Genomic DNA, 13,611 nt, shown 5'->3' on the forward strand with positions numbered 1-13,611 from the left:
CTACAGCTCGTGGCCGAGGTCGGCCGACAGCCGCTTCACCAGGTCGTAGGCCGCGTCCGGGATGACCGTGCCCGGCAGGAACACCTCCGCCGCGCCCATCTCCCGCAGCGTCGGCACGTCCTGCGGCGGGATGACTCCGCCGACCACGATCATGATGTCCTCGCGGCCCTCCTCGGCGAGCTTCTCGCGCAGCGCCGGTACGAGCGTGAGGTGACCGGCGGCCAGCGAGGACACCCCGACCACGTGCACGTCCGCCTCGACCGCCTGCCGGGCGACCTCCTCCGGCGTCTGGAACAGCGGGCCGACGTCGACGTCGAAACCGAGGTCGGCGAAGCCGGTGGCGATCACCTTCTGGCCGCGGTCGTGGCCGTCCTGGCCCATCTTGGCGACCAGGATGCGCGGCCGGCGCCCCTCGGCCTCCTCGAAGGCGTCCACCAGGGCGCGGGTGCGGTCCACGGACGGCGACTGGCCTGTTTCGTTGCGGTACACGCCGGAGATCGTACGGATCTGGCTCGCGTGCCGTCCGTACACCTTCTCCAGGGCGTCGGAGATCTCACCGACGGTCGCCTTGGCGCGGGCCGCCCGCACGGCCAGCTCCAGCAGGTTCTCCTTGCCGTCGGCCGCCCGCGTGAGGGCGTCGAGGGCGTCCTGGCAGGCCTGCTCGTCCCGCTCCGCGCGCAGCCGCCGCAGCTTCTCGATCTGCTGGGCGCGTACGGAGGAGTTGTCGACCTTCAGGACCTCGATCGCCTCGTCGTTCTCGACGCGGTACTTGTTCACGCCGATCACCGGCTGGCGCCCGGAGTCGATGCGGGCCTGCGTACGGGCGGCCGCCTCCTCCACGCGCAGCTTCGGGATGCCGGCGTCGATGGCCTGGGCCATGCCGCCCGCCTGCTCGACCTCCTGGATGTGCGCCCAGGCCTTGCGCGCGAGGTCGTACGTCAGCTTCTCCACGTACGCGCTGCCGCCCCACGGGTCGATGACCCGGGTGGTGCCCGACTCCTGCTGGATGAGCAGCTGGGTGTTGCGGGCGATGCGCGCCGAGAAGTCGGTCGGCAGGGCGAGCGCCTCGTCCAGGGCGTTGGTGTGCAGCGACTGGGTGTGGCCCTGGGTCGCCGCCATCGCCTCCACGGCCGTACGCGTGACGTTGTTGAACACGTCCTGCGCGGTCAGCGACCAGCCCGAGGTCTGCGAATGGGTGCGCAGGGAGAGCGACTTGGTGTTCGCCGGCTCGAACTGCGAGACCAGCTTGGCCCACAGCAGCCGGGCCGCCCTGAGCTTCGCGACCTCCATGAAGAAGTTCATGCCGATCGCCCAGAAGAACGACAGGCGCGGGGCGAACGCGTCGACGTCCAGGCCCGCCTCCCGGCCCGCCCGGATGTACTCCACGCCGTCCGCGAGCGTGTACGCCAGCTCCAGGTCGGCCGTGGCACCGGCCTCCTGGATGTGGTAGCCGGAGATGGAGATGGAGTTGTAGCGGGGCATCTTCTGCGAGGTGTACGCGAAGATGTCCGAGATGATCCGCATCGACGGCTTCGGCGGATAGATGTAGGTGTTGCGGACCATGAACTCCTTGAGGATGTCGTTCTGAATGGTCCCGGCCAGCTTCTCGGGCGGTACGCCCTGCTCCTCGGCCGCCACGATGTACAGCGCCAGCACCGGCAGCACGGCGCCGTTCATCGTCATCGACACGGTCATCCTGTCCAGCGGGATCCCGTCGAACAGCTGGCGCATGTCGTAGATCGAGTCGATGGCCACGCCCGCCATGCCGACGTCCCCGGTCACGCGCGGGTGGTCGCTGTCGTAGCCGCGGTGGGTGGGCAGGTCGAAGGCGACCGACAGGCCCTTCTGACCGGCCGCCAGGTTGCGCCGGTAGAAGGCGTTGGACTCCTCGGCGGTGGAGAAGCCCGCGTACTGGCGGATCGTCCAGGGCTGGTTGACGTACATCGTCGGGTAGGGGCCGCGCAGATACGGCGCGATGCCCGGGTAGGTGCCCAGGAAGTCCAGGCCCTCCAGGTCACGACCGGTGTACAGCGGCTTGACCCCGATGCCCTCCGGGGTCTCCCACAGCGGCTCTTCGCTCCCGGTCGCCCGCTTGACGGCCGCCCGCCACTGATCGGCACCGCCGTCGGCGACCGGGGTCCCCAGCTCGATGCCGGAGAAGTCGGGGATTCCCATCAGGACACTCCCATGCGGTCGAGGGCCGCGGACAGCACGTCCACTGCGTCGCAGCCCGCGAAGACGTAACTGTCGATGCCGGCGTACTCGCCGCGGCCCGCCAGGAACACATGCCGGGCGCCGGCCGCGCGCAGCGCCTCGGCGGCCTGTTCGGCCTGTTCGGCGTACCGGGCGTCGCTGGAGCACAGCACGGCCTCGGTGGCCCCGCTGTCCTCGAAGCGGCCCCCGGTGACCGGCTCGACGCCGCCGGCCTGGAAGAGGTTCGAGGCGAACGTCGCGCGGGCGGTGTACTCGGCGGCCGAGCCGATCGTCGTGAGGAAGACGCGCGGGCGGGTGCCGGTCGCGGCCAGGTGGGCGTCGGAGCGGGCGCGGAGTTCCTCGTACGCCTCGTCGCGACGCACCCGCGGCAGCCCGCCGGACGGCGGTTCGGGCGCGGGCTCGCGCTTCACCGGCTTCTCGGCGAGGAGCGGGAACTCGCTGACGCCGGTGATGGGTTCGCGCCGCTTGGCGAGCTTCTTGGAGCGCTCCGCCCAGGTCGTCGCGAGGTCGGTGCGCAGCCGGCCGGAGCGCAGCACGGCCGCCTGACCGCCGTCGCGCTCGATCGACTGGAAGAACTCCCAGGCGGCGTGGGCGAGTTCGTCGGTCAGCCGCTCGACGTACCAGGAGCCGCCCGCCGGGTCGATGACCCGGGCCAGGTGGGACTCCTCGATGAGGATCGTGGAGGTGTTGCGGGCGATCCGCCGGGAGAACGCGTCGGGCAGGCCGAGCGCGTGGTCGAACGGCAGCACGGTCACGGAGTCGGCGCCGCCGACCCCGGCGGCCAGCGTCGCGACCGTCGTACGGAGCATGTTCACCCACGGGTCGCGGCGGGCCATCATCACCGGTGAGGTCACCGCGTGCTGCACCTGCGCGCCGGGGGCCTCGCAGATCTCCGCGACCCGGGCCCACAGCCGGCGCGCGGCGCGCAGCTTGGCGATGGTGAGGAACTGGTCGGCGGTGGCCGAATAGCGGAACTCCAGCTGGGACGCGGCCTGTTCGACGCTCAGTCCCGCCTCGGTGAGGTACCGCAGACAGGCCACCCCGGTGGCGAGCGAGGCGCCCAGCTCCTGCGCGGCCGAACCGCCCGCCTCGTGGTACGGCAGCGCGTCCACGGTGAGCGCGCGCAGCCCCGGGTACCGCTCGGCGCAGCGCCGGGCCAGAGCGGCGTACGGAGCGAAGTCCAGGGCGGTTCCGGTACGGGCCTCGTACCCGAGCGGGTCGCCGCCCAGATTGCCGCGTACGGCCTCGGCGTCGACGCCCCTGTCCGCGTACAGCCGCAGCAGCGCCTCGGCGGCCTGCCCGGTGTCCCGGCCCGCGTCCAGGACGACCGGCGCCAGGTCGAGGTACACGCCCTCCAGCGCCCGGCCCAGGCTGTCGACGGGGATGCCGCCCTCGCCCAGCACGAGCCACAGCGAGGTGCCGCCGTTCTCCAGGTCGGCCAGGACGGCGCCGTCGGCGAGGGCGGTGTGCCGCTGCCGTACGTCCCAGCCGCCCGCGGTGTTGCCCTCGGGCCGGCTGCCGCGCACAAACGGGGCGAAGCCGGGCAGGCCGGGGTCGGGTGCGCCGTCGCGCGCGGTGTAGAGGGGCCGGGTGCGCAGCCCGTCCTCCAGCGTCGTGGACAGAGCGTCCTCAGCTGCCTCGCCCGAGACTTCCTTGCCCGACTTGCGCAGCACGCCCTCCACCAGGCGTTGCCACTGCTCGTGTGTCGCGTCAGGGAACTCGGCGGCCAGTGAGAGCCCGTCGTCAGGCAGGACCGTCATGGCTCGGATGCTAGGGCAGCGCGTTGAAGCGCGTGTGGACGAACGCCTGTGAGGTTTCTCCACTTGCGCGTGTGACCTGGGCCGCTCAGCCGTCCGCCGGCCCCTCGTCCGGGGCCGGCGGATCCGGCACCAACGCGCACATGGCGGCGCGCTGGTCGGGGCCCATGGAGTCGGCGAGGGCCTGCCGGACGGTCCCGGCGAGCAGGGCGGAGGTCTCGGTCAGCAGCTCGCGCGCCTTGTCGGTGAGGGCGACCTGCACGCCGCGCTTGTCGCCGCACACGGAGGTGCGGGCGACGAGGCCGGACCGCTGGAGGCAGGCGATCTGGTAGGTGAGCCGGGTCTTGGGGCGGCCGAGGAGGTCGGCGACCTGGGTCATGCGCAGTCCGGTACGGGGCTGTTCCGCCAGCAGGCACAGGATCAGGAACTCGTCGTGGGAGACGTCGAGGGTCTCCTTCACCACCGACCGCAGCCGCTGCTCCACGGCGCCCGTCGCGGCCAGCAGGATCATCCACGCCCGCAGTTCGCCGGGCAGCAGCCCGCTTTCCGTGGCGGGACATGCGAACTGGCCGGCGGGGGGCGTGTCGGAGGCGGACATGCGCCGAGTCTACCTGTCGTCCAATTTTGGACGAGGTGGTTGTTCAAATTTGGATGACGCGCTAGCGTGACACGGGTCATCCAAATTTGAACCACTCGACTTCGGAGTACGACCATGACCGTCGCCGTGCAGACAGGCACCTGGCAGCTCGACCCGGCCGCGTCCACCGTGGGACTGCGGCACAGGACCATGTGGGGGCTCGTCACCGTGAGAGGCACGTTCACCGCCGTCACCGGCGCGGGCGAGGTGCGTGCCGACGGATCGGCCACCGGTGCCGTGACCCTTCAGGCCGCCTCCCTGGACACCAGGCACGCCAAGCGCGACGCCCACCTGCGCTCCGCCGACTTCTTCGACGCCGACAACCACCCCGAGATCACCTTCGCGGTGCGCGGCGCCGACCGGCTGGACGGCGAGGGCGTCCGGGTCACCGGCCAGCTGACGGTGCGGGGCGTCAGCAGGCCGGTCTCCTTCACGGCGCGGCTGACCGACGCGGACGCCGGCGCGCTCACGCTGGAAGCCGAACTCGCCGTCGACCGTGAGCAGTTCGGCATGGGCTGGAACCAGCTGGGCATGATGCGCGGGCTCACCACGGTGACGGCGAGGCTGCGCTTCACGCGCACCGGGGCGTGAGCCGCCGGCCGCTCAGTCCTTGATGCCCAGCTCGGCCCGGCTCACGTCCTTGGTGGAGAGCGTCTGCGGGGTCGCCGTGAAGGCGCGCAGCCGGATGTGCGTGTACTTCTTCACGGGCAGCGGGAAGCTGCCCTTGGGCGCCCGCAGCTCGACCGTCGCCGTGCCGTGCGCGGGAAGCGTGGCCGGCCCGTGCGCGAGCGACCAGTACCGGTTCATGCCCTGGCCCGTCGTCAGCATGTAGTGGGGGGTCAGCGCGTCGCCGCCCGTGTTGGTCACCCGCACCGTCATCGTGGACAGCGTGCGCGCCGAGCCGTTGCGGACCGCCGTGATGTCCATCCGCAGCGGCGGCCTGCCGGTCACCGCGAGGGCCGCGCTCGCCAGCGCGGGCGTGATCAGCAGGACCACCGCGGCGACCAGGGCGGGCCGACGGCGCGGTCCGGTCAGCCACCGGGGCCGCGGCTGCCAGGCGTTCCTGAACTCCGACAGGGGCACGGTGATCGCAGCCGTCAGCCACAGCGGCGTGTACATCAGGTAGTAGCCGTCCTGGGACCGGGTCGCCAGGTAGAAGGCGCACCAGGGCAGTACGGTCGCGGCCGGGCCGAGCCGCCGTACGAACAGCACGAACAGCGCCAGCAGGGCCGCGGCGAGCAGCATGCTCGCATGGCCGTACCAGTCGAGCCGGTCGCTGCCGTGGGTGAAGTACAGGGAGATGTCGACCAGACCCTGGCCGTGCAGCACGGCGCCCTGGGTCAGCGGCAGGGCGATGCCCCGCAGCCACGGGCCCGGCTGGCTCACGACGAAGTACGCGTTGATCGCCACCCAGGTGAGGACGGCGATCCCGGTGATCCGCAGCACTACCCGGGTGGCCGCCCGCCCGCCGAGTTCACCGCGGCGCACGGCGTAGATCCCGGCCAGCAGGAACGGGGTGACGAACCAGGGGAGCTGCTGTGCCGCGCACGCGGCCCCGATGCACGCGGCCCGCGCGATCCCGGCGGGACCCAGCCGGCCCCCGGCGCCCAGCCGCGGCCAGCGCACCACCACCGGCACGAGCAGGACCAGACCGACGATCGCCGGGTAGCCCTGACGGGCGTACATCGGCAGGAAACTGAAGCCCAGGCAGACCATCGTGGCCGCCGAGCGCCACGGCGTCGGCAGCAGCCGCCACAGCACCACCGTGCCCACGATCAGTACGACCGTCACCGCCAGCGTCGCCGGGGCCCCGGTGTGGTGGAGCCACAGGAAGGGCGCGGTGAGCAGCGGGGTCAGCGGGGGGTAGCCGTACGTGTAGTCGTAACCGCCGGTGGTCGTGGCCGTCAGGGCGACGCCCTTGATGTGGAAGAGCCACGGCCACGGCTGGTCGTACACCGGGTGTCCGGCGACCATCTCCTTGGCGGCCTGTGTGGTCAGGACCGCCTCGTCGCCGCCCGCGTGGTTCAGCGCCCAGGTGCACAGGGTGAGCGCGATCGCGGTCATCAGTACGACGGCGTCCAGGCGGGCCAGCGAGCGCGTCCGGCGGACCACCAGCGCGAGCACGCCGGTCACCAGGATCGAGGCGTAGCAGACGGAGATGATCCCCGCGAGGACGAGCTTGTGCGTGGCCGCCTGTGTCCACACCGCGCGGGTGCCGATGAACAGGCTGACGTCGGCGAGCAGTGTCAGTACCCGGTGCCACTGCGCGGGAGGCTCACGGAGCTCCGCGCGGGCAACCCTGATGGCGGACACCGCCGACAGCGTCCGCCGGCCGGGTGTCACCTGTGGTGTTTCTGCCAAGTGCACGGCACCGGACGCTAGTGGTGGCCGGTGAGCGCGACGTGGCGGCATGTGAAGAGTCCGGTATGAGGGAGGTAAGAAGCGGGCGTAAGCGTACATGTGCGGCGGGTCGTTCCTGGCGCGGCGGCATCGGACCGGTCGCGCAGTGTGTCGTTGTTGGGCCGAACGGGTGACTTGGCGTAAGAATTGGCTGGTGCAGGCATTGAGTGCGAGTCAGGTCAGGGGGAGCCGGTGAGCCGTTACGACGTCACCGATGAACAGTGGGAAGGGCTCGCCCAGGTGGTGCCGCTGCGGGGCCGGGACGCCTGGCCGTCCGCGGTGAACCACCGCTCGCTGCCGGACGCCGAGACCGAGACCCGGCGCCGGTTCGTGGTCCTGCGGGTCAACGTCTTCGCCGACGCCCGGGAAGTCGCCGAGACCCTGATGGCCGGCGCCCCGGTGCTGCTCGACCTGACCGGCGCGGAGACCGAGGTGGCCAAGCGCGTCCTCGACTTCAGCACGGGCGTGGTCTTCGGTCTGGGCAGCGGAATGCACCGCGTCGACCGCAATGTGTTCCTCCTCACCCCACCCGGCACAGAGGTCAGCGGCCTGATGGAGGGCGTGGGCGTGTCGGGCGGCTGAGGCCTCCGGCGGTTGTGCGGGTGCTTGTGGGGGCTGGCTGTGCGCGGTGGTCGGCCGCGGTTGCCTGTGCTGGGCGGGCGGATGGCTGGGTCGGTGCAGTGGCCGCGGTCGCTGGGCGGGTGTGCCCGGCGGTCGAGGCGGGCGTCCGTGGTGCTGGGCCGACGTCTCCGGCGGGCGGTCGTGCTGGGTGGGATGCGTCTGGCGGTCGAGCGCGACAGCTGTGGTGCTGCGCGGATGCGCCCGGCGTCGAGGTGGGCACCTGGCACCTGTGGCGGGTGGGTGGATGTCTTTCGGTGTCCGGCTCGGCTGCCTGCTCGGGGAGCGCCGCTGTCACCCGACCGAGTGGCCCCGGTGCCGTGGGCGTCCGGCTGATCGCCCGATCGTAGGAAGGTGCCGGTCAGGAAACGGTTCGGCAGGTGGCCCGGGCCCTACGGTCCGGACATGGCCGTGCCCTCCGTGTCCGTCGAGCCGTCCACCGCGACCGTCCCCGCCCGGTCCCGCGCGTGCCCCGATGTGCGGGCCCGCATCACCGAGCTGCGGCTGTCGGCCTTCGCCGGACATCGGCGGGCCGGGTTCGCGCTGGGGCCCGTCACCCTGTTCGCGGGGCCCAGCGGGGCGGGGAAGACGACAGCGCTCGCGGCGTACGAGGCGCTCGCCCGGCTCGGTGGCGGAGCCTCGCTCCACGAGGTGTTCCCGGACCCGGTCGCCTGTGTCCCGCAGCGGGCGCGGCCCGACGCCGGAGGGCGGCGTGGCTTCCGGATCGGGTGCACGGCCGACGGCGCCGAGGGGCCGGTCCGGCTCGACGTCGCCGTACAGGCCGAACCGGACCTCAGAATCGTGGGGGAGAGGCTGACCGCGGGCGGCGTCGTCCTGCTGGAGACCGCGCTGCGCGACCCCGGACGCCGTGCCGTCCAGGCCGCCTGGCACACCGCGGGCTCCGCCCCGGTGACCCGCGCCCCCCTGCCCGACGACCGCCTCGGCACCGCCCTGCTGCCGTTGCGCGTGGCCGGCAAGACGGACGGGCAGCGCCAGGTACTCGCCGCGGCCGAGCAGATGGTGGTCGCCCTGCGCTCCGTCTTCCCGTGCGACCCGCGCCCCGAGTACATGCGCACCCCCGTCCCCACCGGCTCCGGCCGGCTGCTGGCCGGCTGCGACAACCTCGCCGACGTGCTGTGGCGCACCCGCGCGGAGTGCGCCCGCCGGCACGGCATGCTGGTCGAGGCGCTGGGTGCGGGCTGCGCCGGCCCGGTGACGGACCTGGTCGCCGAACCGCTGCCGGACGGCACGGTACGGGCGCTGCTCGGCCGGGGTGCCGGCCCGTACGCCGAACTCGCCCGGCTCGGTGACGGCGAACTGCGCTACCTCGCACTGACGTTGGTCCTGCTGACCGGGCCCGGCGTCCTGGACGTGGACGCGCCGGGCGAGGTGCCCGCCGCCCTGCGCACCCTCACCGTCCTCGCCGACGGCTTCGACCGCTGTCTCGACCCGCTCCAGCGCCGGGAACTGCTGCGGACGGCGGTCCGGATGGGCGAGCGCGGGCACATCCGGTGCGTGGGCGCGGTGAGCGACGCCTCGTGGGCGGCCGGGACCGAGGGCGTCACAGTGGTACACCTGGACGCGTGACGGAACCTCTTGACCTGGCCCGACTCCAGCGCAGGCTCGCCGAGTTCGCGGCCGCGCGGAACTGGCAGCCCTACCACACCCCCAAGAACCTCGTTGCCGCGCTGAGCGTGGAGGCCTCCGAACTGGTCGAGATCTTCCAGTGGTTGACCCCGGAGGAGTCCGCCCGGGTGATGGACGACCCCGACACCGGGCACCGGGTCACCGACGAGGTCGCCGATGTCCTCGCCTATCTGCTGCAGTTCTGCGACGTACTCGGCATCGACCCGCTGGCCGCCCTGTCAGCCAAGATCGACCGCAACGAACAGCGTTTTCCTGCGCCCGGGGCGGACGACGGGGCCGAGGGCCGGCAACGGCCGGAGTGCTGAACTCCGTTATTACTCTCCGCAGTCAAATTGCCTGTCGAATCCGAATTGTTGTCCACAGATTTCCGTCTACCTCTGGCTTTTCGCCCCTGGGGCCTTCACTCTGGGTAGTGGACAAGGAAGTTCGAGCGGGCGTGCGAGGCGACACGCGGAAGGACGGGGGCGACACATGGATGCGGTACGGCTCATCCTCACCGGCCGGCGAGCCCTGGCGGACGGCGCCGACGCGGACGAGATCATGGCGGAGGTCTGGCAGGCGCAGGCCCTGGCCCAGGCGATCGGCAGCCGGCTCGCGGTCTCCGGCCCGCCGGAGCTGCGCGGCGAGGCGCTCGGCCTGACGGAACTCGCGGGCCGGGGCTGCGGAGTCCTGGACCCGCCCGACCTGGACCTGGGCGACCTGCGCGCCGCCCGGCTCACCGAGCTGGACGACGCCCGCGAGACGCTGCTCTGCCTCGGGGGTCTGCTCGGCGAGGTCGGCATAGCCCTGGTCGGCGTGGCCAGTGCCGCGGCCGACGAGACGACGTACTGGCAGTGCATGGAGGCCATCGACGCGGCCGACGAGTCCCGGGACCGCGTCCTGGAGATGCTGCGCAAGCTGGCGGCGCGGGAGGAGGCGTTACAGAAGGACGGGAACCAGAACAGCCCGTCCGGTGCCCTGTAGGAGGGAGCGGCGCCTCAGCCGATGTCCGCTTCTTCGGCGGCCCCCTGACCACCGTGCAGGTCGTTCAACGCCGACAGGTCCGCGTTCAGCGCGGCCATCAGCTCCTCCAACTCCTCCAGCAGCCCCCTCGACTGACCGGCGGAGCCAAGCTCTTCGGACATGACGGTCTCCTCACCCCCCGGCCCCCCAGGGCCGACCGTGCTGCGCGACGGCGACCACCGTCCGCCACGGGCGCCGGACGGTCCGGCTCCGACGTCCCAACGATCACCACGGGGGCCGGTCACTGGCCCGCACGGCGTCCGGCTCGCCGGACGGCGGATTTTCACCCGACCGAGGACGGCCGTGACCGGCCGTACCAGCGAGGTTGACGTGGTGTGCGGCGTGCAGGATAGATGTATGGACCTTCGAATCTTCACCGAGCCCCAGCAGGGGGCCACCTACGACACCTTGCTCACCGTGGCCAAGGCCAGCGAGGACCTCGGCTTCGACGCCTTCTTCCGCTCCGACCACTATCTCCGCATGGGCAGCGTCGACGGGCTGCCCGGCCCGACGGACGCCTGGATCACGCTGGCCGGCCTGGCCCGCGAGACCAAGCGCATCCGGCTCGGCACCCTGATGACCGCCGGAACCTTTCGCCTCCCCGGCGTCCTCGCCATCCAGGTCGCCCAGGTCGACCAGATGTCCGGCGGCCGGGTGGAGCTGGGCCTCGGCGCGGGCTGGTTCGAGGAGGAGCACAAGGCGTACGGCATCCCGTTCCCGAAGGAGAAGTTCGCGCGGCTGGAGGAGCAGCTCGCGATCGTCACCGGGCTGTGGGCGACCGAGCCCGGCAAGACCTTCGACTTCCACGGCACGTACTACGACCTGACCGACTCGCCCGCACTGCCCAAGCCCGCCCAGAAGAAGGTCCCGGTGCTCGTCGGCGGCCACGGCGCCACCCGTACGCCGCGGCTGGCCGCCAGGTACGCCGACGAGTTCAACATCCCGTTCGCCTCCGTCGAGGACAGCGAGCGGCAGTTCGGCCGGGTGCGGGCCGCCGCGGAGGAGGCCGGCCGCGGAGCGGACGCGCTGACGTACTCCAACGCGCTCGTGGTCTGCGTCGGCCGGGACGACCAGGAGGTCGCCCGGCGCGCCGCGGCCATCGGCCGTGAGGTGGACGAGCTGAAGGCCAACGGGCTGGCCGGTTCTCCGGCCGAGGTCGTCGACAAGATCGGCCGGTACGCCGACATCGGCTCCCGGCGGATCTATCTGCAGGTCCTGGACCTCGACGACCTGGACCACCTGGAGCTGATCTCGGCGCAGGTCCAGTCCCAGCTGGCGTGAGCGACGGGGCCGCCGCTGCCGGGGCGGCGGCGGCCCCACCCGCCTCAGCCCCGCTGTGCGAAGCCGTAGTCGAGGATCTTCGCCGCGTCCTGGAAACGCTGGTCCGCCGACGTGTCGGCGAGCACCGTGCCCACGACGGTCCGGCCCCCGCGGGTCGCCGCGAACACCAGGCAGAACTTCGCCTCCGGCCCGGAGCCGGTCTTCACGCCGATCGCGCCCCGATAGGTGCTGAGCAGCGTGTTGCTGTTGTTCCACGCGTCCATCGCGTGCGTTCCGCCGCCCGGCCGGTAGGACTTCATGTCCTTGTACACCGGGGTGCCGACGACCTTCCTGAACGTCTTGTTCTTCAGCGCGGTCGCGGCCAGCTTCGTCAGATCGCGTGCCGAAGCGTGGTTGTTGCCGTTGGACACCCCGTCGAAGGAGTCGAAGTAGGTGTTCGTCAGCCCCAGTTCGTGTGCCTTGCCGTTCATCCTGGCGATGAACGACTTGGTCCGCTGGGCCGTGGTCGACCCCGTGCCGTAGGTGTCGGCCAGCGCGTAGGCCGCGTCGCAGCCCGAGGGCAGCAGCAGCCCGTACAGCAGGTCCCCGACGCTCATCGAGTCACCGAGGATCAGGTGCGCGGTGGAGTAGCGCGCCTGGTGCGTGGCCGGGTCGATGACGTAGTCCGTGTACTCCTTCTTGATCTTCACCTTGCGGCCCAGGTCCAGGTGCGGCTGCGACAGCACCACCAGCGCCGTCATGATCTTCGTCGTGGACCCGGTCCGCAGCTGTGTGTCCGGCGCCTGGCCGAACAGCGTCTTGCCCGTGGCCGGGTTCAGCGCGTACGCGCCCTCGGCCGACACCTGCGGTGCCGTGGCCGCGTGGGCGGGCGCGGCCGCGAGGACCCCCGTGCTCAGGACCGCACCCGCCAGTGCCGCGACGACGGCTCTTCTGCGGGCGCGGACTCCGTGGCCATGGTTCATGGCTCCCCCTTCGGTCAGTGGTCAGTGGTCAATGGTCAGTTGACGGTCGATCACTATGCCGTAACTGTGGACGACTTGTGTCGGAAGTGTGGGCTCCACCACAGCGGAACCGGTCGATGCTTGATCGGATGGCCAGGTGCGCAGAATGCTTCCCCTCGCCCTCACCGGCCTGTTCGCCCTGTCGGCCTGCCAGTTCGCCGGTCACGACGACCCCGCCGACGAGGCCCGCCGCCTCAACACCAGGGCGGCGTTCCCGCTGCACGCCTACATTCCGGACCCCGCGTCGGACGACGCGAAGGCCCTCAGCGGGGCCCAGTGGATCCTCGGGAAGAAGTGCATGGTCCGGCTCGGCTTCGCCGGCTTCGCGGTGCTCGACCCCAAGGCCCTCGAGTCGACCTACCCGGTGCGGCGGGGAACGCTCACGGACGAGGACATGCCCGGGGACGACAGCCCGTACGGTGTAGTCGACCCCGACCTGGCGTCCGAGCACGGGTACCACAACCGGGAACCGGACACCTCCGCCCAGCCCCAGGAGTGGCCCGCCGACCAGTACACCGCGCTGACCGGGAGCTTCGAACCCGGGGACAGCCACATGACGCACGGGCACCGGATCCCCGAGGGCGGCTGCCTTGGACAGGCGGCGCGCAGGATCTACGGCCCCCCGCCCAAGGCCATGAGCGTCAACGGCGTGAAGCTCTCCAGCTCTTACGCGCTGGCCCTGCAACTGTGGTACGAGTCCCACAAGGAGGCGAGCGGGGACCCGGCGTGGAAGAAGGCCGACCGCGCGTGGTCGGCCTGCATGAGGAAGAAGGGCTTCCACTACCCCGACCCGGACAAGGCCTCCGTCGACTCCGAGTGGTTCCGCAGCAGCACCCCGTCGGACAGGGAGCGGAGGACGGCCGCAGCCGACGCCCGCTGCAAACTCGACACCGGCTACGTTCCCGCCGTGCAGCCCCTCGACGTGCGCGCGCAGAACTCCTCCATCGGCGAGCACAAGGAGAAGCTGGAGGCTCTGCGGGCGGCGGACGCACGGGCGGTGCGCACCGCCCGGACGATCACCGGTCACGCCAGTTAGCGGGCTACTGCCGAAAAC

At 71.7% G+C, this 13,611-nt stretch carries 13 protein-coding genes; 7 read left to right on the forward strand and 6 right to left on the reverse strand.

Annotated elements, in window-relative coordinates; genetic code table 11:
- The 3 genes from scpA to ACZ7HQ_RS06730 form a co-directional block, all read right to left on the reverse strand.
- The gene (scpA, locus tag ACZ7HQ_RS06720; RefSeq protein ID WP_470985635.1) at positions 1 to 2,175 is read right to left on the reverse strand and encodes a methylmalonyl-CoA mutase; all 2,175 of its coding nucleotides are present in this window, start codon (positions 2,173 to 2,175) and stop codon (positions 1 to 3) included.
- Positions 2,175 to 3,974: a methylmalonyl-CoA mutase family protein gene (locus ACZ7HQ_RS06725; protein WP_470985638.1), complete on the reverse strand. Its 1,800-nt coding sequence runs from the start codon at positions 3,972 to 3,974 to the stop codon at positions 2,175 to 2,177. The genes scpA and ACZ7HQ_RS06725 overlap by 1 nt, the downstream gene beginning before the upstream one ends.
- Before the next feature lie 85 nt (positions 3,975 to 4,059).
- Entirely contained in the window at positions 4,060 to 4,569 is a 510-nt protein-coding gene (locus tag ACZ7HQ_RS06730) for a MarR family winged helix-turn-helix transcriptional regulator (protein ID WP_470985641.1), read from the reverse strand.
- A 114-nt stretch (positions 4,570 to 4,683) separates the two neighbouring features.
- Between ACZ7HQ_RS06730 and ACZ7HQ_RS06735 the strand changes: the two genes are divergently transcribed.
- On the forward strand, positions 4,684 to 5,199 hold the full coding sequence (locus ACZ7HQ_RS06735; protein WP_470985644.1) for a YceI family protein: 516 nt from the start codon (positions 4,684 to 4,686) through the stop codon (positions 5,197 to 5,199).
- A 12-nt stretch (positions 5,200 to 5,211) separates the two neighbouring features.
- On the opposite strand, the gene ACZ7HQ_RS06740 is transcribed toward ACZ7HQ_RS06735, so the two are convergent.
- On the reverse strand, positions 5,212 to 6,921 hold the full coding sequence (locus ACZ7HQ_RS06740; RefSeq protein WP_470985646.1) for a hypothetical protein: 1,710 nt from the start codon (positions 6,919 to 6,921) through the stop codon (positions 5,212 to 5,214).
- A gap of 279 nt (positions 6,922 to 7,200) precedes the next feature.
- Between ACZ7HQ_RS06740 and ACZ7HQ_RS06745 the strand changes: the two genes are divergently transcribed.
- From ACZ7HQ_RS06745 to ACZ7HQ_RS06760, 4 genes are all read left to right on the forward strand, one after another.
- Positions 7,201 to 7,590, forward strand: a complete 390-nt coding sequence (locus ACZ7HQ_RS06745; RefSeq protein WP_055706353.1) for a cell division protein SepF — start codon at positions 7,201 to 7,203, stop codon at positions 7,588 to 7,590.
- A 441-nt stretch (positions 7,591 to 8,031) separates the two neighbouring features.
- Positions 8,032 to 9,213: an AAA family ATPase gene (locus ACZ7HQ_RS06750; RefSeq protein ID WP_470985649.1), complete on the forward strand. Its 1,182-nt coding sequence runs from the start codon at positions 8,032 to 8,034 to the stop codon at positions 9,211 to 9,213.
- Complete coding sequence (locus ACZ7HQ_RS06755) at positions 9,210 to 9,578, forward strand: nucleotide pyrophosphohydrolase (protein WP_470985652.1); 369 nt, start codon at positions 9,210 to 9,212, stop codon at positions 9,576 to 9,578. Before ACZ7HQ_RS06750 ends, ACZ7HQ_RS06755 begins: the two co-directional genes overlap by 4 nt.
- A gap of 166 nt (positions 9,579 to 9,744) precedes the next feature.
- Complete coding sequence (locus ACZ7HQ_RS06760) at positions 9,745 to 10,236, forward strand: DUF6099 family protein (protein WP_470985655.1); 492 nt, start codon at positions 9,745 to 9,747, stop codon at positions 10,234 to 10,236.
- A 14-nt stretch (positions 10,237 to 10,250) separates the two neighbouring features.
- On the opposite strand, the gene ACZ7HQ_RS06765 is transcribed toward ACZ7HQ_RS06760, so the two are convergent.
- Positions 10,251 to 10,397: a hypothetical protein gene (locus ACZ7HQ_RS06765; RefSeq protein ID WP_470985658.1), complete on the reverse strand. Its 147-nt coding sequence runs from the start codon at positions 10,395 to 10,397 to the stop codon at positions 10,251 to 10,253.
- A gap of 235 nt (positions 10,398 to 10,632) precedes the next feature.
- Between ACZ7HQ_RS06765 and ACZ7HQ_RS06770 the strand changes: the two genes are divergently transcribed.
- Entirely contained in the window at positions 10,633 to 11,556 is a 924-nt protein-coding gene (locus ACZ7HQ_RS06770; protein ID WP_470985661.1) for an LLM class F420-dependent oxidoreductase, read from the forward strand.
- A 44-nt stretch (positions 11,557 to 11,600) separates the two neighbouring features.
- Here the strand turns inward: ACZ7HQ_RS06770 and ACZ7HQ_RS06775 are convergent, their stop codons facing one another.
- On the reverse strand, positions 11,601 to 12,518 hold the full coding sequence (locus ACZ7HQ_RS06775; RefSeq protein WP_470985662.1) for a D-alanyl-D-alanine carboxypeptidase family protein: 918 nt from the start codon (positions 12,516 to 12,518) through the stop codon (positions 11,601 to 11,603).
- A gap of 145 nt (positions 12,519 to 12,663) precedes the next feature.
- Here ACZ7HQ_RS06775 and ACZ7HQ_RS06780 point away from each other — a divergent pair, with 145 nt between their 5' ends.
- A complete protein-coding gene (locus ACZ7HQ_RS06780; protein WP_470985665.1) occupies positions 12,664 to 13,593 on the forward strand; it encodes a hypothetical protein in 930 nt (309 codons plus the stop codon).
- Positions 13,594 to 13,611 lie beyond the last annotated feature (18 nt).

Source organism: Streptomyces sp. NPDC037290, assembly GCF_055603245.1.

Bases quoted from the DNA above. Each gene is read 5' to 3' on its own strand.
- ACZ7HQ_RS06765 (WP_470985658.1), bottom strand. From the start codon at position 10,397: ATGTCCGAAGAGCTTGGCTCCGCCGGTCAGTCGAGGGGGCTGCTGGAG.
- ACZ7HQ_RS06780 (WP_470985665.1), top strand. From the start codon at position 12,664: ATGCTTCCCCTCGCCCTCACCGGCCTGTTCGCCCTGTCGGCCTGCCAG.
- ACZ7HQ_RS06770 (WP_470985661.1), top strand. From the start codon at position 10,633: ATGGACCTTCGAATCTTCACCGAGCCCCAGCAGGGGGCCACCTACGAC.
- ACZ7HQ_RS06735 (WP_470985644.1), top strand. From the start codon at position 4,684: ATGACCGTCGCCGTGCAGACAGGCACCTGGCAGCTCGACCCGGCCGCG.
- ACZ7HQ_RS06760 (WP_470985655.1), top strand. From the start codon at position 9,745: ATGGATGCGGTACGGCTCATCCTCACCGGCCGGCGAGCCCTGGCGGAC.
- scpA (WP_470985635.1), bottom strand. From the start codon at position 2,175: ATGGGAATCCCCGACTTCTCCGGCATCGAGCTGGGGACCCCGGTCGCC.
- ACZ7HQ_RS06775 (WP_470985662.1), bottom strand. From the start codon at position 12,518: ATGAACCATGGCCACGGAGTCCGCGCCCGCAGAAGAGCCGTCGTCGCG.
- ACZ7HQ_RS06750 (WP_470985649.1), top strand. From the start codon at position 8,032: ATGGCCGTGCCCTCCGTGTCCGTCGAGCCGTCCACCGCGACCGTCCCC.
- ACZ7HQ_RS06730 (WP_470985641.1), bottom strand. From the start codon at position 4,569: ATGTCCGCCTCCGACACGCCCCCCGCCGGCCAGTTCGCATGTCCCGCC.
- ACZ7HQ_RS06725 (WP_470985638.1), bottom strand. From the start codon at position 3,974: ATGACGGTCCTGCCTGACGACGGGCTCTCACTGGCCGCCGAGTTCCCT.